The organism is Bacillus sp. NMCC46 (genome assembly GCF_002998465.1).
Lineage (GTDB): Bacteria > Bacillota > Bacilli > Bacillales > Bacillaceae > Bacillus.
The window spans coordinates 1,005,986-1,031,632 of record NZ_PVQZ01000001.1 but is presented as its reverse complement, the minus strand read 5'-3'; the positions used below and the strand labels follow the sequence as shown (position 1 = coordinate 1,031,632).

23 protein-coding genes are annotated in these 25,647 nt (G+C 42.1%); 18 read left to right on the top strand and 5 right to left on the bottom strand.

Annotated elements, in window-relative coordinates; genetic code table 11:
- The first annotated feature begins 96 nt into the window (after window positions 1-96).
- From yhbH to C6Y01_RS05230, 5 genes are all read left to right on the top strand, one after another.
- Complete coding sequence (gene yhbH / locus C6Y01_RS05250; protein WP_034663799.1) at window positions 97-1,260, top strand: sporulation protein YhbH; 1,164 nt, start codon at window positions 97-99, stop codon at window positions 1,258-1,260.
- 363 nt (window positions 1,261-1,623) lie between these two features.
- Window positions 1,624-2,256, top strand: coding sequence for a biotin/lipoyl-containing protein (locus tag C6Y01_RS05245; protein ID WP_106037904.1), 633 nt, complete (start codon window positions 1,624-1,626; stop codon window positions 2,254-2,256).
- Between the two features lie 39 nt (window positions 2,257-2,295).
- Window positions 2,296-3,915 (top strand): DHA2 family efflux MFS transporter permease subunit, encoded by a 1,620-nt coding sequence (locus C6Y01_RS05240; protein WP_034663790.1) that lies wholly within the window; start codon window positions 2,296-2,298, stop codon window positions 3,913-3,915.
- Between the two features lie 17 nt (window positions 3,916-3,932).
- Entirely contained in the window at window positions 3,933-4,457 is a 525-nt protein-coding gene (locus C6Y01_RS05235) for a flavodoxin family protein (protein ID WP_034663787.1), read from the top strand.
- A gap of 13 nt (window positions 4,458-4,470) precedes the next feature.
- The gene (locus C6Y01_RS05230) at window positions 4,471-4,830 is read left to right on the top strand and encodes a hypothetical protein (protein WP_034663784.1); all 360 of its coding nucleotides are present in this window, start codon (window positions 4,471-4,473) and stop codon (window positions 4,828-4,830) included.
- Between the two features lie 113 nt (window positions 4,831-4,943).
- Here the strand turns inward: C6Y01_RS05230 and cspB are convergent, their stop codons facing one another.
- Both cspB and C6Y01_RS05215 read right to left on the bottom strand, forming a co-directional pair.
- Window positions 4,944-5,144, bottom strand: coding sequence for a cold shock-like protein CspB (gene cspB, locus C6Y01_RS05225; protein WP_003212277.1), 201 nt, complete (start codon window positions 5,142-5,144; stop codon window positions 4,944-4,946).
- Window positions 5,145-5,355: 211 nt separating this feature from the next.
- Window positions 5,356-6,447 carry a diguanylate cyclase gene (locus tag C6Y01_RS05215; RefSeq protein ID WP_034663781.1) on the bottom strand — a complete coding sequence of 364 codons (1,092 nt, stop codon included), beginning with the start codon at window positions 6,445-6,447 and terminating at the stop codon, window positions 5,356-5,358.
- 98 nt (window positions 6,448-6,545) lie between these two features.
- On the opposite strand from C6Y01_RS05215, the gene C6Y01_RS05210 reads away from it, so the two are divergent.
- Window positions 6,546-6,926: a hypothetical protein gene (locus C6Y01_RS05210; RefSeq protein ID WP_106037903.1), complete on the top strand. Its 381-nt coding sequence runs from the start codon at window positions 6,546-6,548 to the stop codon at window positions 6,924-6,926.
- Between the two features lie 34 nt (window positions 6,927-6,960).
- Here the strand turns inward: C6Y01_RS05210 and C6Y01_RS05205 are convergent, their stop codons facing one another.
- Window positions 6,961-7,359, bottom strand: a complete 399-nt coding sequence (locus C6Y01_RS05205) for a hypothetical protein (RefSeq protein ID WP_034663775.1) — start codon at window positions 7,357-7,359, stop codon at window positions 6,961-6,963.
- Between the two features lie 152 nt (window positions 7,360-7,511).
- Between C6Y01_RS05205 and C6Y01_RS05200 the strand changes: the two genes are divergently transcribed.
- On the top strand, window positions 7,512-8,018 hold the full coding sequence (locus C6Y01_RS05200) for a YhcN/YlaJ family sporulation lipoprotein (RefSeq protein ID WP_034663773.1): 507 nt from the start codon (window positions 7,512-7,514) through the stop codon (window positions 8,016-8,018).
- A gap of 156 nt (window positions 8,019-8,174) precedes the next feature.
- Window positions 8,175-9,050 (top strand): hypothetical protein, encoded by an 876-nt coding sequence (locus C6Y01_RS05195; protein WP_034663912.1) that lies wholly within the window; start codon window positions 8,175-8,177, stop codon window positions 9,048-9,050.
- A 25-nt stretch (window positions 9,051-9,075) separates the two neighbouring features.
- Here C6Y01_RS05195 and C6Y01_RS05190 read toward each other — a convergent pair whose 3' ends face one another.
- Complete coding sequence (locus C6Y01_RS05190; RefSeq protein WP_034663770.1) at window positions 9,076-9,720, bottom strand: spore coat protein; 645 nt, start codon at window positions 9,718-9,720, stop codon at window positions 9,076-9,078.
- Between the two features lie 143 nt (window positions 9,721-9,863).
- Between C6Y01_RS05190 and C6Y01_RS05185 the strand changes: the two genes are divergently transcribed.
- The 3 genes from C6Y01_RS05185 to C6Y01_RS05175 all read left to right on the top strand — a co-directional run bounded on the left by C6Y01_RS05185 (window position 9,864) and on the right by C6Y01_RS05175 (window position 16,847).
- The gene (locus tag C6Y01_RS05185; RefSeq protein ID WP_106037902.1) at window positions 9,864-13,244 is read left to right on the top strand and encodes a CheR family methyltransferase; all 3,381 of its coding nucleotides are present in this window, start codon (window positions 9,864-9,866) and stop codon (window positions 13,242-13,244) included.
- A gap of 86 nt (window positions 13,245-13,330) precedes the next feature.
- Window positions 13,331-16,234, top strand: a complete 2,904-nt coding sequence (locus tag C6Y01_RS05180) for a 5'-nucleotidase C-terminal domain-containing protein (protein WP_106037901.1) — start codon at window positions 13,331-13,333, stop codon at window positions 16,232-16,234.
- A 46-nt stretch (window positions 16,235-16,280) separates the two neighbouring features.
- Window positions 16,281-16,847 carry a class D sortase gene (locus tag C6Y01_RS05175; RefSeq protein WP_034663759.1) on the top strand — a complete coding sequence of 189 codons (567 nt, stop codon included), beginning with the start codon at window positions 16,281-16,283 and terminating at the stop codon, window positions 16,845-16,847.
- Window positions 16,848-16,883: 36 nt separating this feature from the next.
- On the opposite strand, the gene C6Y01_RS05170 is transcribed toward C6Y01_RS05175, so the two are convergent.
- Window positions 16,884-17,792, bottom strand: coding sequence for an RluA family pseudouridine synthase (locus C6Y01_RS05170; RefSeq protein ID WP_106037900.1), 909 nt, complete (start codon window positions 17,790-17,792; stop codon window positions 16,884-16,886).
- 109 nt (window positions 17,793-17,901) lie between these two features.
- On the opposite strand from C6Y01_RS05170, the gene C6Y01_RS05165 reads away from it, so the two are divergent.
- The 7 genes from C6Y01_RS05165 (at window position 17,902) to C6Y01_RS05135 (ending at window position 25,611) form a co-directional block, all read left to right on the top strand.
- Complete coding sequence (locus C6Y01_RS05165) at window positions 17,902-18,252, top strand: DUF5365 family protein (protein WP_106037899.1); 351 nt, start codon at window positions 17,902-17,904, stop codon at window positions 18,250-18,252.
- A gap of 310 nt (window positions 18,253-18,562) precedes the next feature.
- Window positions 18,563-19,228 (top strand): HAD family hydrolase, encoded by a 666-nt coding sequence (locus C6Y01_RS05160; protein WP_003211898.1) that lies wholly within the window; start codon window positions 18,563-18,565, stop codon window positions 19,226-19,228.
- A 15-nt stretch (window positions 19,229-19,243) separates the two neighbouring features.
- Window positions 19,244-20,782, top strand: coding sequence for a bifunctional GNAT family N-acetyltransferase/carbon-nitrogen hydrolase family protein (locus C6Y01_RS05155; RefSeq protein WP_095284946.1), 1,539 nt, complete (start codon window positions 19,244-19,246; stop codon window positions 20,780-20,782).
- Window positions 20,783-20,967: 185 nt separating this feature from the next.
- Complete coding sequence (locus tag C6Y01_RS05150; protein ID WP_034663748.1) at window positions 20,968-21,384, top strand: VOC family protein; 417 nt, start codon at window positions 20,968-20,970, stop codon at window positions 21,382-21,384.
- A gap of 88 nt (window positions 21,385-21,472) precedes the next feature.
- Entirely contained in the window at window positions 21,473-22,390 is a 918-nt protein-coding gene (locus C6Y01_RS05145; protein WP_034663910.1) for an AEC family transporter, read from the top strand.
- Between the two features lie 32 nt (window positions 22,391-22,422).
- A complete protein-coding gene (locus C6Y01_RS05140) occupies window positions 22,423-24,015 on the top strand; it encodes a PucR family transcriptional regulator (protein WP_034663744.1) in 1,593 nt (530 codons plus the stop codon).
- 255 nt (window positions 24,016-24,270) lie between these two features.
- Window positions 24,271-25,611, top strand: a complete 1,341-nt coding sequence (locus C6Y01_RS05135; RefSeq protein WP_034663741.1) for an aspartate aminotransferase family protein — start codon at window positions 24,271-24,273, stop codon at window positions 25,609-25,611.
- The last annotated feature ends 36 nt before the right edge of the window (window positions 25,612-25,647 follow it).

Below are 25,647 nucleotides of genomic sequence, written 5' to 3'. Positions count from 1 at the left end.
TTTTTTAGAAATGATCGTCAACTTGGGTGACGAGCAGCATAGGATAAAGGAATCGGTGGTTAGAAGAATTGTGCAAACAGGTGAGGAGGGGGATGGATGTCCCGGCAAGAAAAAAGTCAGTTTATTGTATCTCAGGAAGACTGGTCCCTCCATCGAAAAGGCTATGACGACCAGCAGCGTCATCAGAAAAAAGTCAAAGAAGCGATTAAAAACAATTTGCCGGATCTTGTCACAGAAGAAAGCATCATCATGTCTAATGGAAAAGATGTTGTCAAAATTCCAATTCGTTCGTTAGATGAATATAAAATTCGGTACAACTACGATAAAAATAAGCATGTGGGTCAAGGGGATGGAGACAGCGAGGTTGGAGATATTGTCGCGCGCGATGGATCAGACAGTAAGCAAGGGCAAGGAAAGGGGCAGGGCGCTGGAGATCAGGCTGGTGAGGATTATTACGAAGCAGAGGTCTCATTAATGGATCTTGAGGAAGCGCTGTTTCGGGAGCTAGAGCTGCCAAACCTTAAACAAAAGGAGCTTGACGACATCATTGTCGAGCAAATTGAGTTTAACGATATTCGCAAAACCGGGTTAACAGGCAATATCCATAAAAAACGAACGATGCTGTCTGCATTTAAACGAAATGCGATGACAGGCAGACCTTCCTTTTATCCAATCTACCCAGAGGATATCAAATATAAGACGTGGAATGAAGTGACCAAACCAGAGTCGAAAGCCGTCGTTTTGGCGATGATGGATACGAGCGGAAGTATGGGGCTTTGGGAAAAATATATGGCGAGAAGTTTTTTCTTTTGGATGACACGTTTCTTACGGACAAAGTATGAGACGGTCGATATTGAATTTATTGCCCACCATACGGAGGCGAAGGTTGTAGATGAAGAGCATTTCTTCTCGCGGGGCGAGAGCGGAGGGACCATTTGCTCTTCTGTCTATCGAAAGGCACTAGAGCTCATAGACGAACGATACCCGCCGTCGCAATATAATATTTATCCTTTTCATTTTTCTGATGGAGACAATTTGACCTCAGACAATGCACGGTGCGTGAAGCTTGTTTCTGAAATTATGAAAAAAGCCAACTTATTCTGTTATGGTGAAGTGAATCAATACAACCGGCATTCTACATTAATGTCAGCATATAAGCATATACAGGATGAGAAATTTAAGCATTATATTTTGAAGCAAAAATCAGATGTTTTTCTCGCACTAAAAAAATTTTTTCAGCAGGAAGAAGTTCTTTCGTAAATAGCACATTTGAAAAAACCTTTCAGCATAAGGGCTGAAGGGTTTTTTGTATGGAGAAGGAAGGGATCACCAGAAAAAAAGTAAAACTTTCTCTTTGACATTTCAATTTTCATTTATTAATATTTAATCTTGTTAAATATAAGTTTTTCAAAAAAGATGCCGATCGTCTTTTCTTCTTTTTCTACTCTTTGCTCATGAGTGAACAATAAGTATAAATGGGCTGCACACCATTTTTCAGGCGGAGTAGATGAAGGAGAAATAACAGCTTTATGAGCTTGTTTCATATTCTGTCAGATGATGGGCATTCTAAGTTTGCTAAAGCAGATGACACTATATTTTTATACATGAAAGGAGAAACAAAACATGAACAGAGGGCGTTTATTGCTAACGAACATTCTTGGCCTTATTGTGATTCTTGCCATTATTGCCGGAGGTGCTTATTACTACTACGAAAGCACAAATTTTGTCAAAACTGACGAGGCGAAAGTGACAGGTGACATGTATCAAATCACAGCACCAGCAGCTGGACAAATCAAAGGCTGGGATATCAATGAAGGTGACGAAGTGCAAAAAGACAGCACAGTTGCAAAAGTTGAAGGAGAAACAAAAACAAACATTAAATCAGTGGCTGATGGCACATTAGTCAAAAAAGAAGTACAAAACAATCAACAAGTGCAGCCTGGTACAGTTCTTGGTGAAACCATTGATTTAAGCAAGCTTTACATCACAGCGAATATCAAAGAAACAGATATTAAAAGCATTGAAAAAGGCGACAAAGTCGACATCGTGGTAGATGGTGATCCTGATACAACATTTGAAGGAACAGTTGAACAAATTGGTTATGCGACAAACTCAACATTCAATATGCTGCCAGCAACAAATTCAAGTGGTAACTATACAAAAGTCACACAAAAAGTAGCAGTGAAAATTTCAATTAAAAACCCATCAGACAAAGTACTTCCTGGTATGAATGCTTCTGTCAAAATTTCATCTTAATGATGTTTGATATCAAAAAATGAAAGGAGGTTGTCTGAGATGGCAAATCAACCTGCAGCAACAAAACAGGGAGCAGGCTCCTTGTCTTTACTGATCATTTTAATGGCCGGCTTGTTCGTAGCGATTTTGAACCAAACGCTTCTGAACGTAGCCATGCCCCATTTAATGACTGAATTTAATGTGAGTGCAACGACGATTCAGTGGCTTACAACAGGTTATATGCTTGTCAACGGTGTGCTGATTCCGTTATCTGCGTTTTTAATCACACGCTTTGGACAGCGCAGCTTATTTCTAGTCGCCATGATCTCGTTTACACTAGGGACCTTTATTTGCGGGATTGCACCGAACTTTTCAACGATGCTCATCGGTCGTTTGATTCAGGCAATCGGCGGCGGTATCCTGCAGCCGCTCGTGATGACAACAATCCTTTTTATTTTCCCTCCGGAAAACAGAGGGAAAGGAATGGGGATTTTCGGTCTTGCGATGATGTTTGCTCCTGCGGTAGGACCAACATTATCTGGTTATATTATTGAACATTATTCTTGGCGTATTATGTTTTATGGACTTGTACCAATCGGAGCGATTGTCATTATCGCGGCTTTCTTTATGTTTAGAAATATTGTAGAGCCTAAAAAAATCAAGCTGGACAGCCTTGGTGCAATTCTTTCCATCGTTGGTTTTGCTTCGCTTCTATACGGAGTGAGTGAAGCGGGAAGTGATGGCTGGACAGATCCGATCGTCTTATCGACGATTATTGTTGGTGCGATTGCGATCATTCTCTTTATTTTCCAACAGCTGAAAGCTGATAATCCGATGCTTGATTTCCGCGTGTTTAAATACAGCATCTTCTCATTATCAAGTGTCATTAATATTATTATTACAGTTGCCTTATACACTGGGATGTTCTTACTTCCGATTTATCTGCAGAACCTCGTTGGGTTTACGGCATTGCAATCCGGGCTATTAATGCTTCCAGGGGCACTTGCGATGCTGATTATGTCCCCGATTTCAGGGATTTTGTTTGATAAATTTGGACCTCGTCCGCTTGCGATTGTGGGGATGCTCATTACCGTTGTCACCACATTCGAGTTTACAAGGCTGACCATTGATACATCGTATAGTCACATTGTGCTCATGTATGCAGTTCGTGCATTCGGTATGTCACTCTTGATGATGCCGGTGATGACAGCTGGGATGAACCAATTACCACAGCACTTAAACAGCCATGGTACAGCGATGTCTAATACATTAAGACAAATAAGCGGTTCGATCGGTACGAGTTTGATCACAACGATTTATACGAATCGGACAACATTCCATTATTCCAATATGGCGGATCAAACAAATACAGCGGACCCGTTCTTTATGAATTCATTCCAGGCGGCTGTGTCGAATGTGATGCATCATATGGGCATGACAGCTGAAGCTGCTCAAAAATATGTATCTACCCAGCTCTTTACGAAAGCACAGGTCGATTCAAACGTAATGGGCATCAATGATGCTTACATGTGGGTAACGTTATTCTGTGCCGCTGGTGTCATTCTCAGCTTGTTCCTGCGTGATGTACGTAAGGATAAAAAGCGAAAAGATCAGCAGCATAAAAAACAAGAAATGACACTGCTTCCAGCACCTAAGGAAGCAAACCAAGATGCAAGATAAGTGTGGAGGGACCGTACATGAAAATTTATGTCGTATACGATAGTGAAGGTGACCATACAAAAGCACTGGCAGAAGCAATTGCAGCAGGCGCAGGTGAAACAGAGCAGGCTGAAGTATTCGTCGATCACGTGAAAGATGCGGATATTCGCAAGCTGGATCAAATGGATGCGATCATTTGGGGCTGCCCTGGTCACTTTGGTACCATTAGTTCTGGGTTAAAGACATGGATTGACCGTCTTGGCTACCTATGGGCAGAGGGAAAACTGATCGATAAAGTCGGTGCCGTTTTCTGTACAACTGCTACAACGCACGGCGGTTTAGAAATGACGATGCATAATTTGATTACACCAATGTTCCATCAAGGGATGCTTGTCGTTGGCCTTCCTGGAAATGTGCCAGAGAATGCTTTATACGGCTCTTACTATGGAGCAGGTGTGACGTGTCCGATTGATTCTGATGAAGTGATTTCTACAGAAGGCATTGAACTCGGCAAAGCATTAGGAAGACGTGTAGCATCAGTCACTGCGTCATTTAAGCGATAAGGAGAGGGTTCTTTTGGCGACGATTATTGTAGCGTTAGTAGCTGCTGTTCTAGTCATTATCGGATTAGTAGCGTTCAATGTCAGACACGCTTCGGTCGAGAAGAAAGAGATCAAAGAAGATGTGCCCAATCAGCCTGACGTGCCGCGCAGCGAGTCAGAAGTTGCGGCGAGACCTGTAGAGCCTGAAGAAGAAGAGGAAGCGTCAAAGCCTTCTCAAACGGATGAACGAGTGTCTGGCGATGATTTTTATAGACAGGCGCTTCAAAAGTTTAAGCAGCCAGAACCACCTGTCAAAGAAGAAGAACCAGAGACAAAAATGAATGATGATATGTATCGTTCTGCTTTACAGAAGCTAAAGCAGAAGGACAAATAAAAAAGAGAACCTCTCGTCAGGTTCTCTTTTTTTTATGGCACAAAAAAACCGCCGGCAGAAGCCGGACGGTTTTCCTTCACTCTATAAAGTGCTAAAGAGCAGATGCTCTTAAATTACGCTTTGTTAACGTTAGCAGCTTGTGGTCCACGGTTACCTTCAACGATTTCGAAAGAAACTGCTTGACCTTCTTCTAAAGTTTTGAAGCCTTCGCCTTGGATAGCAGAGAAGTGAACGAATACATCGTCTTGACCTTCTACTTCGATGAATCCGAAACCTTTTTCAGAGTTGAACCATTTTACTTTACCTTCTAACATGAAATTTCCTCCTAAAGCGATCTTAACGCTTAAATTCACTATTCTTGCTCTTACACAAACTTCAAAGACGAAAACTCTTTCAAAACTTTCTTCTTAAAGATGATACGAACAAAAATAATTACCTTTACTTTACCAGTGTTTGCGGGAAAAAACAACTGTTATCCGAAAACTTTTTTAAAAATAATTAGCGCTAACAAATTGAGGAAAAAGCCTATATTAATTGGCCTCTTTTTCTCTCTGAGAAGCTCACTTGATTTCGGCCAGACTGCTTCGCTTTATAGAGCTCCTGATCAGCCATAATCGGTAATTGTTTGATGTCTGCACTTGTTCCGGGGTAATAAGCACACCCAAGTGATACTGTGATATGAATGGACATGCCATTTTGTAAATAAATCGGCTGATCTGCTATTTTTCTCCGTAAGCGTTCTGCAATCTGCCATGTTTTTTCAACTGTACAATTTGGTAGAAGGACAGCAAATTCCTCACCGCCGATCCGGCCAATATAATCAGAGCTTCTTGTGTTTTTCATCAGCCTTTTTCCGATTTCTTTTAAAACCATATCTCCCTCATGATGTCCATATTGGTCATTGATGGATTTGAAGTAATCGATGTCTAAGTAAATAAGGGACATTTGATGGATAGGCTGCTTAAATTTCATAGAAAAAGCATCACTTAAGACCTCATCGAACTTCCGTTTATTTAAAACACCTGTTAAAAAGTCATAATGAGCTTGGAATTTATACAAATTTAAAAGCTGATATGCTTTTGTTTGATGCTCAATGACGTAAAAGTTAAACAGTCCTGCAACATATGAGAACATCCAATAGGCAGAATGGACTTCAATAGAGGTCTCATGTGCAATCGTAATAAACAAAAAAGTTGCAATCACATTGCTGATCGTAATGGACAAAAGCATTTTCGCAACTTGATTCATATGGCGCTCAGCAATTAAAAAAGAGGCTGTTGCAATGATCATCATGGAAAAAATATTGATGAAAGAACCGACGTTGGCATCAATTAATAATCGGCCAATGATCACAACACAGGCTGCAATGATGGTTTGGACGATGCCTCCATAAAAGGCCGTTAAAATAAGGGGGATATGTCTTAAATCGATGATGGCTGGACCTGCTTTGATAGAGAAGAACATTAAAAGGACACCGAGTAATCCGGAAAGAATGCCTTTGCATAGCTGTCTGAGCAGGGTATCTTCTTTCTTCAGAAAATTCTCTTTAAACACAAGCATAAATAAATAATGGAAAGTGACAAGAATTGTTAAATTAATAAAGAGGTCTCTTAGCAAAATAAAATCACCTTTTTAAAATTACTAAAATTTGTTGCAAAAGAAAAGGGGAAAAAGGATAATTAATAAAAATTTCACTTATGAGGGGATCGAAACACATGCGAGGAAAACGCTTCCCAGATGAAACGGACTGGCTTTCTTTTTTTGAAACGGAGCCTGATGAAAGGTTCGAGAGAGGTATGCCTATTGAATATCAAAACCTGACATTTCGATTTGAGAATCAAGACGAGCGCTTCGTTGTCACGATGTACCTTGGTAATCAAGAATTTATGCTAAAGGCTGTTCGAAAAAAAGACGCATTCGTTTTAGGCATATATGATTTTAAAACCGTGCAGCATGTAGAGATAAAAAAGGACCGGCCAAACGAGAAAGAGCTCTTAATCATAGTAGAAGCTTATGACGATTTTATCACAACAGTTGAAATCGCCTTTTTACCTTTCTTCTCTGTGATGGTGAAAGAACATTTTTCAGGAGAATAAACAGGAGCCTCTATTTATGAAGGCTCCTGTTTTCTTATTTGTGCTCGATGTCATTGATTACTTGCTGGATTGATTCATCATCCATCACATTCATGACACTTTCATCAATATGGAGAGACTGTGCATAAGACTCTCTTGGCTGATGGTTTCTTGATGTCGATTGGTGCTGATTTGTATGATTTGGCTGTACAGCAGTGAATGCCTGCTTCATCATTTGTCCGATTTCCGCAGTTCCCTTTGATTCATTCTGTGCGTGTGACTCGTGACGAGATGAGTCATGGTGCTGATGGCTTTTTCCTTTCATCATTGAAGACATATTCATTTGCGTCATGCTTTTCAGCCTTCTTCGTAAAACCGGAGAAAATAATGCAATGATGGCTGTTGATACTGCGATCATTGCGCCAGTGCTCATGCCTTTTCTTTTCTTAAACAAACGAATCCCTCCATTTGATCATGATGATACTTCTTCATCATGTTTAGGATGACCAAAGCAGGCTGAATTATGAATTCATTTTATGAAATAGAAATGTGTGCATAAAAAGCCGGCTGGATGAAAAACCTATGAGCAAAAGGAGGGAATAATTGATGAATAAGAAATGGATGCTATCTTTACTACTCGTTCCAACATTGATCACCACTGGATGTGGCATGAACAACCAGGGAGATGAGCGAAGAGGAACAATGAAACGACAGTATGAAAATGTCACATATAAGAATGACAATATGAGACAGGACGAACCAAATGTTCAAACACCTCAGAAGGTCAAAGTGGCAGATAAAGCGTCAGAGCTTGTAGCCAACATGTCTGAAGTGAAAACAGCGAACGTGCTTGTCACAGGAAAAAATGCATTTGTTGCCGTTATGCTTGAAGGCGATAAAAGCGGTAATGTGACGGACGATCTGAAAAAGAAAATTTCAGACAAAGTCAAATCAACGGATCAACAAATCGACAACGTGTATGTATCTGCGAATCCAGACTTTATCGATCGTATGGAAGGATACGGAAAACGTATTAGAAGCGGAGAGCCAATTTCAGGATTTTTCGATGAATTTACTGAAACGGTTCGGCGTGTCTTCCCTGAATCAAAATAGCTACGACAAAAGCCGTATGTCATATGCGGCTTTTTTGTTTGGAACCGCACCTTGCGCACCTGACTGCATAAAGTAAAAAATATATCACCTCTTGTTGATCTTTGTTTCTTCATAGAAAGAGAAAGAGGCTGCAGGATGAATTCAGGTGGGGAGCAAATGAAAGCCAAGCCGTCATTGATTCATAAAAAGCTTGTAGGCGGAATGATTGCAGCAGGTCTCATTTTTTATGCTTTCACCGCGTACTTGATTTATGTTGCGTTTCAGCTGGCAGGACAATATTTAGAGCAGCAATCTTCTCCTAAAACCATATTAACGGAGGGACTCAATAAGCAAGTTTATGAACATATTAGAATATACTATGCAGAGGAAGAGGACGCTTTTGTTGACCTGACAATCGAGGCCATGGATCAGGCAAAGAAGAGGACAGCGTCAGTGTTTCAGTTTGAAACTGACAAACCTTTAGACATTATTTATTTTGATGATAAAGAGACGATCGAGCAATTTGCCGGAATCAAGCATATTACGGGTTTTTACTCCGATCATGATCAAATGATTGGGTTATATCCAGATAAACGGGAAGCATTATTGAAGAAAGAGACACTGCCTTTATACTTTTTCAACACGTTATTTATTCATGAATATGCTCACTTTGTTTTCTATGAAAAAGTTCATTCTTATGAAGTGTCTCCAGTGATCTTTCCGCTTTGGTTCCATGAAGGAACAGCAGAATGGACGGCCTATGACGTGTTAAATGCCACGTCTGAACGGTTCGACGTCATTCCCTTTCAATCTCTTCATTCCGATCAAGATTGGCAGGACTCCCGGATGACGTATGAGACAGATGTTTATTTGCAAAGTTATTATATGATCTATGAGCTGGTTCAGCTTTACGGACGAGATATCATACATGAGATCATGCAGGAAACGGCGAAAACAGGTCAATTTGCTAAAGGCTTTGAACAGGCGACAGGGGAGCGGCTCGCAGATTTTGAAGATCAGTTTAACAAGATGTATCAAAGAAAAAACGGCTGACCAGAGGAAAGGGTCAGCCGTTTTTTTAATGAAGGGGTTTTTGCTGATTGGCTTTGCTTGTCGGCATTTGAACCTGCCCTTGAAGCGGTGCGAAAGCTGATGTCATGGCCGTCATGTCTTGTCTGGAAAGCTGGGGAACTTGATAGTAGCCATGCTTGTTTTGATACAAGAAAATTTCATACGCCATTTCAATAAAGTTCGGGATTTGCGCAGCAAGCACACGTCTGACAACTGGATTTGTTACTTCTAATGCAGACATGGAAAGTAATCCAGCATGTGATTTGACCAGGCTGAGCATATGCCCTGTGATGCCCAAGTCTTTTACATCCTGTAATGACTGATTCGGCTTCTTCGGCTGAGAAGGCTTGATCCCGTACGTCACTTGTGTGTGCTCTTTCATCATATAAGTAGCGGTTTCTTCACTAGGCTTTTGTCCAGTAGAAAAACAATCTACAGTGACATTGTACTGAGATAAAACGAATTGGTATTGTCGATCCAAGATGTCGGATAATGCAGGATCCTGAATAAACTGCCGCAGGATCATATACTGATCCAAAATATTAATCGTGCCGGCTAAAATTTCATGTAAATCGAATAACTCATGTCCGCCATGATTGAGCTCGGGCTGGGGAGCGCTTCCTTGAAACATTGGTTGCTGATCGTTTTGCATTGAGATTCCTCCTTCTGTTTATACAATCTGTTTTAATGTGAGGATGTTTTCCTTCTTTCATGCAAAAACATTATTTACAATTAGAGGGTTTTCTTCCTTTTTGTCGAAAAAAAGTATCAGACGAATGAACATGGGGGTACCAGATGCAGGACAAAATCATTAATCGTTTGATAGAAGACGAACATGTGCAGGCACCAGTGATTGGCATCGGTGTTTCACCGTTTGAACAGCATCATCTTGAGGCTTTTTTTCAATCATTTCCACATGAATTAAATGCCTCTTTTATTGTTGTGCAAAATCATGTGACGGACGATTGTATAACTGATTTGGAAGCACTTGTTTTACCGATTGGCTACCGGGCAAAAACGATTAAACATGGTGAGAAAGTCATGAAGAAGACGATTTATTTTTGTCCACAGCATGCGGTTGTGACGTTAACAGAAGATCAGCGGCTGCACCTATCAGAGCAGCTGCCGGCGTGCATGGCTTGCTCTGTGGACTTGCTTTTTCAGTCTCTTGCCAGCGTTCAAAAGGAAGAGGCTTTTGCGATTTTCTTTCAAAAAGGTCATTGTGTGGGAAGTGGCTTGCTTCAGTTGGTTGAGCAAGGCGGTACAGCTTTATCGTGCAGTGAGGTAGAAAGTGGTTTTGACACCTTGTATCAACAAACATTCAAAGACCCTTCAACCCTTGCGGCATATATCGCCAATATCATCAACGTCCCGCATGTCGATGAGGCAGATCCTGTTTTACTGAGAATTATTGAACGTCTTGAAATGTATAAAGGCATTGCCTTTTCAACCTATCAAAAGAAAAGGCTGCTATCTGTCATTCAAAAACGAATGAGGATTGCAAAAAAACGGATTTCATTATTATCAGAGTACGACTGCTTATTAGAAAGAGAACCAGATGAGCTTGATCGCCTGCACGCACAGCTTTTAAGCGGCATGACGTCTTTTTTTAGGGATATGGAGGCTTTTCGTGTATGTGAACATCAGGTCATTCCGTCGATCATTGAAAATGCGGTGAAAAACGGGAAATCTCGATGCCGTATTTGGATTGCGGGATGTTCGACAGGAGAGGAGGCCTATTCTTTTACGATCTTATTTTTAGAAGAAATGAAGCGAAGACAAGTGACCATTGAACTTCAAGTATTTGCAACAGATATCAACCGGAAAGCCATTCAAACAGCTAGTAAAGGTCTTTACTCAGTAGAGTCTATAGCAAGGATGCCGGAAAAATGGCGGGCGCGATATTTCGAAAGGAAAGGTGACGCTTTTATTGTGAAGCAGTCGCTTAGAAAACATATTGTCTTTGCACCTCACAATTTATTGATCGATTCACCTTTTATCCACCTCGATTTTATCAGTTGCCGAAATGTTCTGATGTACTTCCAGCCTGAAGTGCAAAAACGAATATTGTCCCGATTCCAATATGCTTTAAAAGATCAAGGGATGTTGATATTAGGGCCAAATGAAACTGTACCCAATATCCCTCGTTTGTTTCATTTGTTCAATGAAAAATGGAACATTTACACCCATTCAAACGTTTCTAAACCACATGTCCCTTGGGCACTAAATGCTCGTGATATCGAGTTGAAAGCGCGAGCCGCACAATATATGCAAGAAGTAAGCGAGGATTATGATGCATGTATGATTATCAACGATAGTGACGAAATCCTGGCATTATCAAATGGTGCGTATTCTTTTTTAGACCATACAGAAGTGTCAGATCAAGCATGTGAATATGTAACACCTGATTATATGAAAGAGATGTTGAGTCAAACCTTTCAAAAGGTGTGGACAGACGAGACAGAGGTTGTGTTTCAACATGTTCTCATTTCGGAAAAAGGCAGCAAGCAGTATGCAGATTTTACCGTGAAAAGTTTTGACCGCCGTTTTAAGGGAGTTTACGTCATTCTCATTCGAATGAATGAGAGAGGAAAAAATCAAAATAACGGCAGGGGCAAAGGAATGTCAGATCAGAATTCAGTCTATCAACAGCGTATTGTCGATTTAGAAAATGAACTCAATGAAGTCAAGCAAAAGGAGCAGGAGGCAAGGGCTCAATTAAAAGCGAAACACACGCAATTAGAGGAGTTTGAGAAAAAACACGAGCATTTTATTAATATCATAAACAACTTAAGGGTGACAAGAAAAGAACTGTACAGACCCTCTGTCAAGCCGGAGCTTGCGACGTTGTTTGTGGACAGGGACATGAATATTCGCTATTACACTCCTACAGCTGCCTCTTTATTTACTTCAGCGAAAATCAGGCATCAGCAATCCTTTCAGTCGATGGCTAAAAAGCTTACGCAGGAAACGCTCTATCATGATATCCAATCCGTCATTTCGGATAGGCGCGCGATCGAACGTGAAATTGAAACGAACGAAGGAGAGCAATTCACCGTTCACATCACACCTATCTTCGATCAAGAGCATGAAGGAGCGGTGATGACTTGGATTAAAATGACCGAAGTAACGAAAATCAAACAGTCGCTTCATCTAGCGGTGACGGCGCTTGATAACAGCCACATTCATATTGTTGTTGCAACTGAAGAAGGGGTCATCCAATGCGTGAATCAGCGTTTCTGTCAGTTTGTCCAGCAGCATGAATATGACCTGATCGGCAAAGATATTTTTTCTGTCTACCATTCGCTATGTCAATGTGATGAGTTAGAGAAGCAATGGAAGGTTTGTTTAAAAGAGGGCAGCTGGACAGGTGAGCTGTACTTTCAAGATTTATCTGGGTGCGAACGATGGGAGAGAGTCTCTTTACATCGAATCGATGATCCTGACAAAATGCAGTCAACCGTGATGCGGATTTCAGAGGATATCACCAATCAAAAGCAGTCAGAGAAGATGCTGATGAAATCAGAGATGCTGTCGGCAGTAGGGCAGCTTGCAGCAGGTATCGCTCATGAGATACGGAACCCGCTGACATCGTTAAAAGGATTTTTACAGCTGATGATTCAAAGTAAGAAGTATCAGAAAGATTATGCAGATGTGATGATGTCAGAGTTTAATCGGCTCGAGTCAATTATTAATGAATTCCTCGTTCTTTCTAGAAGCAAATCGGTGAAATTTGAACCGGTACATGTCAATCTTCTGCTCGAAGAAGTGATCATGGTTGTTGAATCCCAGGCGGTCTTAAAAGGCGTGTCCATTCAGAAAAATCTGTCTCCGTCGCTCCCTAACATTCAAGGCATTCCGAATGAATTAAAACAAGTCTTCCTGAACATCCTTAAAAACGGAATTGAAGCGATGGATGGTGTGACAGGTGTCATCAAGGTGACCTCTCTCATGAAAGATCATCAAATGATGTTGATATTTGAAGACCAAGGAAAGGGAATACCAGAGGACGAAATAGGGAAGCTCGGTGAACCTTTTTATACTACAAAAGAAAAGGGGACAGGCCTTGGTTTAATGATGACCATTAAAATCATTGAAAGCCATGGCGGCACCATTCGTTTTGAAAGTAAAAGCTTTGAGGGAACACGTGTGATTATTACCTTTCCGATGAGTTAAAAAAGACAAGTTTTACATGAAATCCATTCAACATCAATATTTACTTTGTACACTATGAGAGATGAAGCGCAAAGGGGAGAGGTCTAATGAAACGAATGCTATCTATTCGAATGATTTGTTGTTTGGTTTTGATGATCTTTAGTCTGCAATCCTTACTGCCTGGCATGATCACAGGAGGCGAGGTCAGTGCATCTGAAAAGAAGGAAATGGTGTGGAAGCAAAAAAAGATCGTACAGATCAAAAAAGCCCGTCAGCTAATAGGAGAGACCGTGACGGTGAGCGGAATTGTGACAGCAGATCAATCCGCTGTAGGTAATGGGAAATTGTCCACATACATTCAAGACAAATCAGCTGGAATCAATATTTATTCAGCGCAGCCCAATAACTTCCCGGAACTAAAAGCAGGCATGAAGGTGACAGTGACTGGTAAGATCACGTCTTATAAAGGAATGATTGAAATTGTGCCAGATCAAGGTTGCCTGAAGATAGATGCTGTGAATCAAACCTTGCCAAAGGCGAAGCGAGTGTCCGTTAAACAACTAGAAACGGATCAAGCCGGTAAACATGAAGGAAGACTAGTGAAGATTAAAGGCTATGTTGAGGCAAAACCAGCGCAGCCGGCTGGCGGTGGATACAATGTGGTGATCATTGATAAAAAATACCACAGCACCATCCTGAGAGTGATGGTCGATACAAATGCTATTGATAAAGTAAAGACAGGGAAATGGTACGAGTTTACAGGGGTGTTAAGCAGGTATGATACGCTGCAGGTGCTTCCAAGACATAAGGATGATATCAAACTGCTGAAACGCCAGCCAAAGCCGCCAAAGATGAAGAAGGAATACAAAGCAACAGTTGACCGTGTGGTGGATGGAGATACGATTCATCTAAAGAAGCCTGTTCTAGGTACAACAAAGGTGCGTTTTGTGAATATGGACACACCGGAAACATATCATCAGCCAAAAAATGAATTAGACCAAAACCAATTGCGTTTTGGACAGCAGGCGACTGACTATTTAAAAACACTTCTTTCAAGCGGTGACCAAGTCACATTAAAGATTGGTCCTGAAGCGAAGGACAGCTATGGACGTCTTTTAGCTCAAGTGAAAACCAAAAAAGGGCTAAATACAAATCTAGAGCTTGTGAAAAAAGGATATGCCCCTACTTACTTCATCTGGCCAGTTGGAGATGAAAAGGACTACCATACGTTTCAAAAAGCAGTAAAAGAAGCAAAAGAAAAAGGACAGGGCATATGGAACGAAGCGGACCCTCTGCTGGAACAGCCGTTTGAATTTAGAGCACGTGAGCAGAAAAAAGGACTGGCACGTTATGTCGGCGACTCAGCTGTAAAAACCTACGTCTCCCCTGACAACTGGAAAGAAATCGATGTGGAAAAACGGATCTTTTTTGCTTCCAAAGAAGAAGCAGAGCAGGCTGGCTATCAGCCGGCAAAGGATGCAAGCGAAGTACCATTAACGATTTTAAGTATGAATGATTTACACGGTAAAATTGATCAAGAATACGAGCTGGATCTCAAAGGTGATGGCAATAAAGGCATGTACGGCCGGATGGATTATGTCGCCGCCTATATGAAACAAAAACAAGCAGCGCACAAAAATACGATCACGGTCCATGCTGGAGATATGATTGGCGGGAGCTCTCCCATATCTTCTCTACTGCAAGATGAACCAACCGTTGAACTCATGGAGAACATTGGCTTTGATGTGGGCACGGTCGGCAACCATGAATTTGATGAAGGGGTAGACGAGCTATTGCGTATCTTAAATGGCGGAGAACATCCTAAAGGCACAAAGGGGTATGACGGACAGAACTTCCCGCTCGTTTGTGCGAACTGTGAATACAAGGATACAAGCAAACCGCTTTTACCGGCTTATGAAATCATCGATGTCGAAGGAATCCCAGTCGCATTTATCGGTGTTGTGACCAAGTCAGCCGCAGGAATGGTCATGCCAGAAGGGATTAAAGACATTCAGTTTACAGATGAAGTCAAAGCCGTGAATGAAGCCGCGAAGGAACTAAAACAAAAAGGGGTTAAAGCCATTGCGGTTTTAGCTCATATGACAGCCTCTCAAAATGGCGATACGATCACTGGAGAGAGTGCAAAGCTTGCCAAAGAAGGTGATGATGAAATTGACGTCATCTTTGCAGGGCATAATCACGAAGTGGTCAATGGAGAGGTCAATGGGAAATTAATTGTGCAAGCCTTTGAATATGGGAAGGCGATTGGCGAAGTCAATGTGACACTTGACCGCAAAACGAAGGATATCGTCAAAAAGAGTGCAAATATCCAGTATGTAGATCAAGCTGGTATAGAAAAGGACAAGGAAGCAGCAGACATCTTGGCTCATTACGGGAAAGAAGTGGAGCCGATTATTAGTGAGGTTGTTGGAGAAGCTGGGGTTAAAATGGAAGGCGGCTATTCAAATGATGGGGACACGCCGCTCGGTAATTTGATTGCGGATGGTATGAGATATTCAATGAAAAGTGACTTTGCCATGATGAATGGAGGGGGCATTAGGCAAAACCTTGAGAAAGGGCCGATAACGTGGGGAGATCTGTTTAATATTCAGCCATTCGGCAACGTTTTAGTCAAACTGGAGATCAAGGGGAAAGACTTGGTTGAAATCATAGAAGCTCAAATTTCTCCACAATTTGGACCAGATTATAGCATTTCAGGCTTTTCATATTCCTATGATCCGGTAACATATAAAGTAGTCGACTTGAAGCTGACGGATGGTTCAGCCGTAGCTTTCGATCAAACGTATACACTCACTGTGAATAACTTCATGGCAACTGCAACTGGCAGTAAATATGCACCAATAGGCAGGCTTGGTAAAAACCCTGAAACAGGTCCAGAAGACTTAGAAGCCACTGTCGATTTTGTCAAAAGCTTTGAGGGAGCTTCCATTGTGTATCAAAAAGAGGGGCGAATTCAAAAAGCAAAACAAGAAGAAAAAGCAGCAAGCTAAAGAGCGAATCATCTAAGAGAAATGTAACAGGCAAAGGAGTTTAAGCATGAAAAAGTGGCTTGCATTGACTGTGATGACAGCCGGGATTGTTCTGCTCGGCTGGGGAATTTGGCAAATCGCCTCTACTCATCTTCAAACAGCCCAATCATTAGACGAAGCGAAGAAGGCCGTAGCGGACGATCAAGGGATGTCCAAGAAGCAGTTTGCTCCAGAAGTGGGGAAAGCTTCTGGCATCCTGACGATTCCAAAATTAAAAGCAGACCTTCCCATTGTCGAAGGGACGGATGCGGATGACCTTGCAAAGGGAGTAGGACACTACAAAGGCAGTTATTATCCTGATCAGAATGGACAAATCGTCCTTTCCGGTCACCGTGACACGGTGTTTCGCCGGACAGGTGAACTTGATATTGGAGATCAGCTGAAAATCACTGTGCCGTATGGTGAATTTATATATGAAATCACACATACAAAAATTGTCGATCAGCATGATACATCCATTATTACGTTGCAGAATGAAAAGGAAGAGCTGGTGTTAACCACATGCTATCCTTTTCATTTTGTCGGCAATGCACCAGAGCGGTACATTATTTATGCAAAAAGAGCGTCTGTCTAAAGAAAAAGAGCCTGCGTATGAAAGCAGGCTCTTTTGTTAATGGATGATTTGACTCATGAGCTGGTCCATATCAGGTGGTAGAGGTGCTTCTATGATCAGATGCTCACCTGTAAAAGGGTGTTTCATGTCTACTTGCTTGGCATGAAGAGCACACCTGTTGATGTAATCTCGAACTCCGTCATATAATGTATCCCCAGCTAGTGGATGCCCGAGACTGCTAAGGTGGACACGAATTTGATGCGTTCTACCCGTCTCTAATTGCAGTTTAACGGCTGTCATTTGCAGACGTTTATTCATGTCCATGACCTGAAAATGAGTCACAGCTTTTTGTCCAGTAGGGGAGATTCTTCGTCTGACTGCATGGTGTTTGTCACGGCCGATCGCTGCATCAATGGTGCCTTTCTTTTTTTTGAAAAGCCCCTCTGCGATGGCGATGTATGTTCGGCTGATTGTTTTTTTAGAAAGCATTTGATCAAGAGCCGCATGGGCTAATCTATGCTTTGCAAAAATGACGGTGCCGCTTGTGTCTTGATCCAGCCTGTGGATATGTCTCACCCTCTTTTCTTCTCCATTTGCTTGAAAATGGAAGGCCACAAGGTTAGCCAGTGTGCCCGTTTGTCCTTGTTCATTCGGATGAGTTGGCCGTCCGGCAGGTTTTTGCACAATTAATAAATGCTCGTCCTCGAAGAGCACCTCTAATTCACCGTATTCTGGTGCCACATCACTTTCTTCTGTTTCAAATAAATCAATGATGATCTGATCGCCTTTACTGACTTTAGCCGCGTGATGGGCAGGCTTTTGATTTAAACGGACTTTTTGATGCTCCATCCAAAAATGAATAATTGGTTTTGATGCAGATACGGCTGTCTTTAAAAAATGACTGAGTGATGTGTGATGATACTGCTCGTCTACTTTGAGTGAGAGCGTGTGCCCTTTTATGATCATGATATCCGTTCCTCTCTATGGGTATATATAGGAAACACTTACCTTGGCGAACGCCTTTTTTTCTGTGCTATTCTGAATGGAGAAATAACGACAGAGAGGTAGATGACACGTGAGATTAATGAAAGCTGCTACAGACCTGCAAGAGCAGGCAATTGAAGAAATATCAAAGGATGTTGAAGATCTTCTTTCTCATGCTGTCAATGGACAGCAGCGGGATATGCGTCAAAAAGATCGCTCCCTTTCCTTTATTGATGGCGTATATAACGGGACGATGGATGATGCTTTTCGTATTTTATCAGGACTTCAGCTATTACATACCATTATTGTAAAACCGAAACGTCATATCACCAAACGTGATCGTGAGTTATTCGAGCGAAACCGTGAGCAGGTCAATGCCTGCGGCTTTTCTTTTCCTTTTGATCTAGACGATTTTGCCAGCCGTCACCTTCAAAATGCGTAAAAGATGGTGTGAACTTCCTTGTTAACTTACAAGGCCCTCGCACATACTATTTTTAAGGGAACGGAGAAACCTTTAAGATCTGTAATACCAAACCCGCTCTTTTTCAACATTGCCTATTTCTCCACGAATCGGAGCGCTTGGATCTCTTGCAGAATGAACCCAACACGGGTAGGAGCCTGACAAAATGGTGCAGGCTCCTTTTATACATAATCATTTTAGCAGACATTCATCTTTGAAAGTCAATTTTATTCACGATATGATAGCATGGAGTATATGTTTAAGACTTTTGTAAAAAAAAGGAGTGGCCTCATTGGTAAAGGCGATTATATTTGATTTTGACGGATTAATTTTAGATACAGAAACACATGAATATGAGGTTTTACAAGAAATGTTTGCGGAGCATGAGTCAGATCTGCCTCTTTCCGTATGGGGCAAGGTCATTGGCACGCAGGCAGGCTTTAAGCCATTTGAATATTTGGAAAAGCAGCTAGGGAAGACGCTGGATCATGAGACACTCACAGCAGATCGGCGTTCTCGTTTTCAAAAAAGAATGAAGGACGAATCAGCAAGACCTGGCGTAGAAGCTTATTTAGAAGCAGCAAAGGAGCTCGGGATCAAGATTGGACTTGCTTCCAGCTCAGACTATAAATGGGTGTCAGATCACCTAAAGCAGATTGGTCTTTTCGACTACTTTGAATGTATCCGCACGTCAGATGATGTGGAAGAAGTCAAACCAAATCCAGAGCTCTATTTGCAAACCGCACGCTGCTTAGGGGTAGAGCCAAAAGATTGCGTGGCATTTGAGGATTCTGTGAATGGATCAGTAGCTGCCAAACGGGCAGGAATGAAATGCGTCATCGTCCCAAACAAAGTGACGAGCACGCTGCAATTTGAAGAATATGATGTCAGATTAGAATCCATGGCTGAAATCGAATTGCTCCAGCTATTCCATCAGCTTGAAAAAGAGGATCAGTAAGGGGGCAAAAACATCATGGCAGAAAAACTAGACTTAACGCGGTTTGAAAAAAGAATGGTGATCCGTAATATCCGTGAAGAGGATATTGACCGAATCATTGCCTTGCAAGAGGTATGCTTTCCAGGCATGGACCCTTGGAAACGAGAGCATCTTGAAAGCCACCTTGAGCATTTTCCAGAAGGACAGTTTTGTGCTGAATTCGAGGGAGAAATCATTGGCTCTTGTTCAAGTTTATTAATTAACTTTGATGAATACGATGATCGTCACACGTGGCAGGACATTACAGATGATGGGTACATCACAAACCATAATCCAGATGGGATGAATATGTACGGAATCGAAGTCATGGTGAGTCCTGAATACCGCCGCATGAAAATTGGGCATCGTTTGTATGAAGCAAGAAAAGACTTAGCGAGAAGATTAAATTTAAAAAGCATCATCATTGGCGGACGCATTCCGAATTATCATAAATACCAAGAGGAAATGACGCCTCGCCAGTATGTGGAGCAGGTGACGCTTCACCAAATCTATGATCCCGTTTTATCTTTTCAGCTGTTAAATGAATTTAGTCTCATGCGGATCAATCCGAATTACCTGCCGGATGATAAAGCATCCAGCACATATGCGACGTTAATGGAATGGAACAATGTCGACTATCGCCCGCAATCGAAAAGATATTATAAATCGGCGTTCCCCGTTCGAATTTGTGTGATTCAATATGCAATGAAACAAATTCATTCCTTTGAGGAATTTATGAATCAGGTGGAGTATTATGTGGATGTCGCATCAGATGCATCAGCTGACTTTGCCGTATTCCCAGAAATTTTCACAACGCAGCTCATGTCTTATTTAGAAGAGCGTTCACCAAGTCTTGCCGTACAGCGGATTACGGAATATACCGAGGACTACATTAATTTGTTCACAGACCTTTCTGTGAAATATAACATTAATATCATCGGCGGTTCCCACTTTGTAGAAGAGGAAGGGAAAATCTACAATATCGCCTATTTATTTAGACGTGATGGAACGATTGAAAAGCAATATAAGCTTCACATCACGCCGAATGAAAGAAAATGGTGGGGGATTTCTGCTGGTGACCAGGTCCGGGTATTTGATACAGACTGCGGCAAAATTGCGATCCAAATTTGCTACGATATTGAATTTCCTGAGCTTGCACGGATCGCGGCTGACAAAGGAGCGAAAATTATTTTCACACCGTTCTGTACAGAAGACCGCCAAGGCTATTTAAGAGTACGTTACTGTGCACAGGCAAGAGCGGTCGAAAACCAGATTTATACCGTCATATCGGGAACAGTTGGCAACCTTCCGCAAACCGAAAATATGGATGTTCAATATGCACAATCGGCTATATTTGCCCCATCAGACTTTGAATTTGCAAGAGATGGGATTGTAGGAGAGTGTAATCCAAACATTGAGATGGTCGTCGTAGGTGATGTCGATTTAGAAATTTTAAGAAGACAAAGGCAAGACGGGACCGTACGTCAGCTGAAAGACCGAAGAAGAGACGTGTACCATATTGAATATAAAAAATAAAGAAAGGAAGCGCCTATTGTTGAGGCGCTTCTTTTTGATGACATTTTTTTAAGAGACAATGTGGCGCCATGAGTGATCGCTAACCACTGCTAAAAAAGGGATAAGATTTTTCGACTGACAAAGGGATGCTGGAGCAAAAGCAGAATATACTGAAAGGAGATCATGTGTTCAAAAAGGAGAGGAATATGGGGCGACAATCTAAACATCTGTATATCAATTTGCCGGTAAAGCACGTGAAGGAATCTATCGCTTTTTTTGAGCAGCTGGGTTTTGACTTTGAGCAGCAGTTCACGAATGATCAGGCGGCCTGTTTGGTCATTGATGACACGATCACCGTCATGCTGTTATCTCTTAGGCATTTTCAATCCATCTCAGAGAAACAATTAGTGGATGCAAAAGAGGCATCAGAGATGATTATCTCTATTCGTGTCAATTCACGAGAAGAGGTCGATGAGCTTGTCGAGCAGGCAATGGCAGCAGGCGGTTCACCGTTTAAGGAGAAGCAGGATCATGAGTTCATGTATGGATGGAGCTTTCAGGATCTTGATGGTCATTTGTGGGAAGTGTTTTATATGGATGAGGAAAGAAGCGGCCTTTCATAAGGGTGCTTCTTTTTTATTGTTTATCAGTGGTATGATAATGAGGAAGCAGAAGGAATCTGGAATTCAACTAGAGAAAAGTAGGTGCAGCATGGAGTTTTTACTTGTCTTACTGCCAGTGTTCGGCATATTTCTGATTGGGTATATCGGGCAGAAGGCGATTGGTTTTGACATACATACGCTCTCATCAATGTCTTTATATTTAATGTCACCATTTCTTGCGTTTGAAACCTTTTATCAAAACAAAGTGTCGATGGACTATGTGTATTTATCCATTTTTGTTGTCGGGCTTTGTCTTGCACTTATTTTATGTGTCTTTATATTATCTCGTATTTATGGTTATTCGAATGAAACGTATTGCGCCATGATTCTGTCGTCAGCCTTTATGAACAATGGAAACTACGGCACGCCCGTTGTGCTGCTTGTCTTCGGAGCAGCAGGTTTGGATATTGCGATCGTGTTGATGGTGCTGCAGCAGCTTGTCATGAGTACAATCGGTATGTATTATGCAGCAAAGGGCGGAGAGGATGCGGGAGATGGAAAGGTCGTGCTGAAAAAAGTGCTTCGTATGCCGGTTGCTTACGGGGCGCTCATCGGTCTATTATTTCAGCTGATTGACCTTTCATTACCTAAAGAGCTGATGACGGGTATTCAGCTTGTAGGGAATGCTGCCATACCGACGATTATGCTTATTTTAGGTATGCAGCTTGCCGTGATCTCTTTTAAGCAAGTGGATTATCGAAATATTTCTTATGCTGTATTGCTGAAGCTGTTTATCTCCCCACTCATCGCATTTGGCTTTACGGTTATTTTACCGGTAGATGATATGGTGAAACAAATTATGATCTTAGTGGCAGCCATGCCGACAGCAGCAAATACCACGCTGATGGCTGTACAATTTCGAACGAAGCCTGAGTTTGTCTCAAGCACGACATTTCTCAGTACAATCTTAAGTATCGTGACATTACCAGTTTTATTATGGATTTTATCCATGCACCCTCTGGGATAGGGGATAGGCGGCAAACAAAGGGGGACATATGAATGAATGTAGATGTTCATTTCCAAGTGAGTGACGTGTTGAAAACGAAGCATTTTGCGCATGCAAAAGTGTTAGCAGGGGAAAAAGGATTGTTTCGGCAGGTCAAATGGATCCATGTGTTAGAAGTGCCTGATGTAGAGGATTTGTTAAATGGAGGCGAGCTTATATTAACGACAGCCGCAGGCTTCCATGATCAACTGGATGTGTTTCAAGCGTTTTTACGACAGCTGATTGATTCAGGGGCAGCCGGCTTGTGTATTGAATTTGTTCCGCTAAGATTCGATGTGCCGGAAGAATTGCTGACCTATGCAGAAGAAAGAGATTTTCCGCTTATTCTGTTTACAAAAGAAGTGAAGTTCGTCAACATCACGCAGCATCTTCATACGATGATGATCGAGCGTCAGTATCAAATGATGGCAGATTTAGAAGCACTATCATCAAAGCTGAATGAGCTTTTACTGACCCCGCATCCGCAGATGGATATTTTGGATCAAGTGTATCAGCACGTAAGGGGGATTCTTTTACTCCTCCCTGTTCAGGGCGAGCCGATTATTTTATGTGATTCTTCCAAACCAACCGAAGAACTGGTCATGAATTATTTGCAGTTTGCTTCCGTGCCAAAAGGATACGAAGTGACGCAAAAACAAGTGCTTGCACTCAAACAAACATTTGCAGATCTTGTGCTCATTCATCAAGCGGACACGCTCTCTGAATTTGAACTGCTCGTGATGGATAAAGGAGCGAATGCTCTAGCCCAGCAAACATTAAGAGAGCTTTATACAGAAGAGCTGAAGAAAACAAAAGAGAATGAATGGCTGCAAAAATGGTTCCAAGAAGAGCATACAGAACGAGAGATCATAGAACACCTTGAAGAAACAGAAGGGTTGAAAAAGCCAACTGGCTGCGTAGTTTTGCTCTTTCAAAAGCATCATCAAATCGAAGAAATTGCAGGGAATCTTTACTTTCTCGTATCTTGCCGCTCCATTTTTCAGCGTGCGGGTTTCTATCTGATTGCATATGAGCATCAAGGACAAACCTTGTTTATTTTATTAAACACGAGAAAGAAAGAGGACTGGAAAGAGCGTGCAGAAAAGGCTGCAAACGACATCAAACAATTGTATGACCGGGAGCAGCCCCGAGGGGCCGAGATCAATTTTGGTATCGGGCAATATTGTGAACAGTTTCAGCACATGAGAAAAAGCTTTCAAGCAGCCAAAGAAGTACTGCATTTAAAAAAAGTGATGCCTCAGCGGGTGGAAAGTCCATTTTATCAAGATCTACATATGCTCCGTCTCATGCCTATGATGAAGGAAAGCGGTCTGCTTGAATGCATGGTGAAAGAGTATCTAGAGCCCGTGATTGTATACGATAATCAAAATAGCGGGAGACTCTATCAAACGCTGAATATCTTTTTACAGACAAACGGTTCTAAAAAAGAAACCGCAAGCCAGCTCTATATTGTCAGGCAAACCCTTTATCATAGACTGGATAAACTGCATGCCTTGCTTGGTGAGGATATGATGCAGGCGCCGAAACGCCAGGCACTTGAATTTGCGATTCTTGCTTATGAATTCCTGCAAGGAAATCGACGTTAGCGGAGTGTGTTCCATTTTGCCAAGGCATCAAGAAAAGTGTCTTATGGTTCTGTTCAATCAGTTGACGATCTGTCTAATGTAATCGGCCTGACCCCTTTTTTATAATGAAAGGAACGATTGGTTCTTTCTTACGGGCAGCCTAGTTCCGGTTTCATATGCTTCGCGTTTCATCCATATAATGAATGGAGAGGCAATATGCTATTGAACTGGTCTAAGCTTCTTTAATGATGAAAACGGATACATGGGGGCGGGAAGATGAAAATACATGAGCAGGCGCAAAATCTTCAGACGAAAGATGATCAGTTGATCTGGCATCATATGAAAGGGACAAACAAGGAAAATGAAAGTATGGTCATTCACGAGGCAGAAGGCGCATGGGTGACAGATATTCATGGAAATCGCTATTTAGACGGGATGTCAGGCCTTTGGTGTGTAAATGCCGGATATGGCCGCAAAGAGCTTGCAGAAGCGGCGTATAAGCAATTAAAGACAATGCCTTACTATCCGCTTACACAAAGCCACGTGCCGGCGATTCAGCTGGCTGAAAAGCTAAATGAGTGGCTTGGCGGGGACTATGTCATCTTCTTTTCTAACAGCGGTTCTGAAGCCAATGAAGCCGCATTTAAAATTGTCAAACAATATCATGCGCAAAAAGGAGAGAGTACAAGGACAAAGTTCATCTCCCGGTACCGGTCGTATCACGGCAATACAGCAGCTGCTCTTGCCGCAACCGGTCAAGCGCAGCGTAAATATAAATATGAACCATTAGGTCAGGGCTTTATCCACGTTGCACCTCCTGATGTGTATCGTCATCCTGAAGACCAAGAGAATTTGGCGAGTGCTGCGGCGATTGATCAGGCTATGACGTGGGAACTAAGCGAGACCATTGCTGGGGTCATTATGGAGCCGATCATTACGGGCGGAGGTATCTTAATGCCGCCAAAAGGGTATTTGAAGAAGGTCAAAGACATCTGTGAAGCTCATGGGGCGCTTCTTATCGTAGATGAAGTCATCTGCGGCTTTGGCCGGACAGGGAAGCGGTTTGGTTTTATGCATGAGGAAGTAAAGCCGGATATTATCACCATGGCAAAAGGGATTACAAGCGGCTATTTACCGCTTTCTGCAACGTGCGTGAAACGAGAAATCTATGAAGCTTATGCAGGGGAAGATACGTATGACCGGCTGCGCCATGTGAATACATTTGGCGGTCACCCTGCTTCCTGTGCGGTGGCACTTGCCAACCTAGAGATTATGGAAAACGAGCAATTAGTGGAACGGTCAGATGCGCTGGGGCGAGATATGCTTGACCGTTTGCAAGAGTTAAAAGAGCACCCATTTGTCGGAGATGTCAGAGGAAAAGGCTTGCTGTTTGGCATTGAGCTTGTTCAGGATCAGCAGTCCAAAAAACCAGCTGAGCCACATGTTGTCGGTCAACTGATCGCAGAATGTAAAAAACGCGGGCTGATCATCGGGAAAAATGGTGATACAGTTGCCGGCTATAATAACGTTGCCCAGCTTGCACCGCCGCTTAATATCACAGATGATGACGCCTCATTTATCATCAATACCTTAAAAGAAAGCCTGGCACAGCTATAGCAGAGAGACTTCTCTGCTTTTTTCTATGGAATAAAA

Coding starts and splice junctions, on each gene's coding strand:
- C6Y01_RS05180 (WP_106037901.1), top strand. CDS start 13,331: ATGAAACGAATGCTATCTATTCGAATGATTTGTTGTTTGGTTTTGATG.
- C6Y01_RS05195 (WP_034663912.1), top strand. CDS start 8,175: ATGAAAGCCAAGCCGTCATTGATTCATAAAAAGCTTGTAGGCGGAATG.
- C6Y01_RS05245 (WP_106037904.1), top strand. CDS start 1,624: ATGAACAGAGGGCGTTTATTGCTAACGAACATTCTTGGCCTTATTGTG.
- C6Y01_RS05150 (WP_034663748.1), top strand. CDS start 20,968: ATGGGGCGACAATCTAAACATCTGTATATCAATTTGCCGGTAAAGCAC.
- C6Y01_RS05140 (WP_034663744.1), top strand. CDS start 22,423: ATGAATGTAGATGTTCATTTCCAAGTGAGTGACGTGTTGAAAACGAAG.
- C6Y01_RS05175 (WP_034663759.1), top strand. CDS start 16,281: ATGAAAAAGTGGCTTGCATTGACTGTGATGACAGCCGGGATTGTTCTG.
- C6Y01_RS05145 (WP_034663910.1), top strand. CDS start 21,473: ATGGAGTTTTTACTTGTCTTACTGCCAGTGTTCGGCATATTTCTGATT.
- C6Y01_RS05135 (WP_034663741.1), top strand. CDS start 24,271: ATGAAAATACATGAGCAGGCGCAAAATCTTCAGACGAAAGATGATCAG.
- cspB (WP_003212277.1), bottom strand. CDS start 5,144: ATGTTAGAAGGTAAAGTAAAATGGTTCAACTCTGAAAAAGGTTTCGGA.
- C6Y01_RS05240 (WP_034663790.1), top strand. CDS start 2,296: ATGGCAAATCAACCTGCAGCAACAAAACAGGGAGCAGGCTCCTTGTCT.
- C6Y01_RS05190 (WP_034663770.1), bottom strand. CDS start 9,720: ATGCAAAACGATCAGCAACCAATGTTTCAAGGAAGCGCTCCCCAGCCC.
- C6Y01_RS05200 (WP_034663773.1), top strand. CDS start 7,512: ATGAATAAGAAATGGATGCTATCTTTACTACTCGTTCCAACATTGATC.
- C6Y01_RS05210 (WP_106037903.1), top strand. CDS start 6,546: ATGCGAGGAAAACGCTTCCCAGATGAAACGGACTGGCTTTCTTTTTTT.
- yhbH (WP_034663799.1), top strand. CDS start 97: ATGTCCCGGCAAGAAAAAAGTCAGTTTATTGTATCTCAGGAAGACTGG.
- C6Y01_RS05155 (WP_095284946.1), top strand. CDS start 19,244: ATGGCAGAAAAACTAGACTTAACGCGGTTTGAAAAAAGAATGGTGATC.
- C6Y01_RS05185 (WP_106037902.1), top strand. CDS start 9,864: ATGCAGGACAAAATCATTAATCGTTTGATAGAAGACGAACATGTGCAG.
- C6Y01_RS05170 (WP_106037900.1), bottom strand. CDS start 17,792: ATGATCATAAAAGGGCACACGCTCTCACTCAAAGTAGACGAGCAGTAT.
- C6Y01_RS05235 (WP_034663787.1), top strand. CDS start 3,933: ATGAAAATTTATGTCGTATACGATAGTGAAGGTGACCATACAAAAGCA.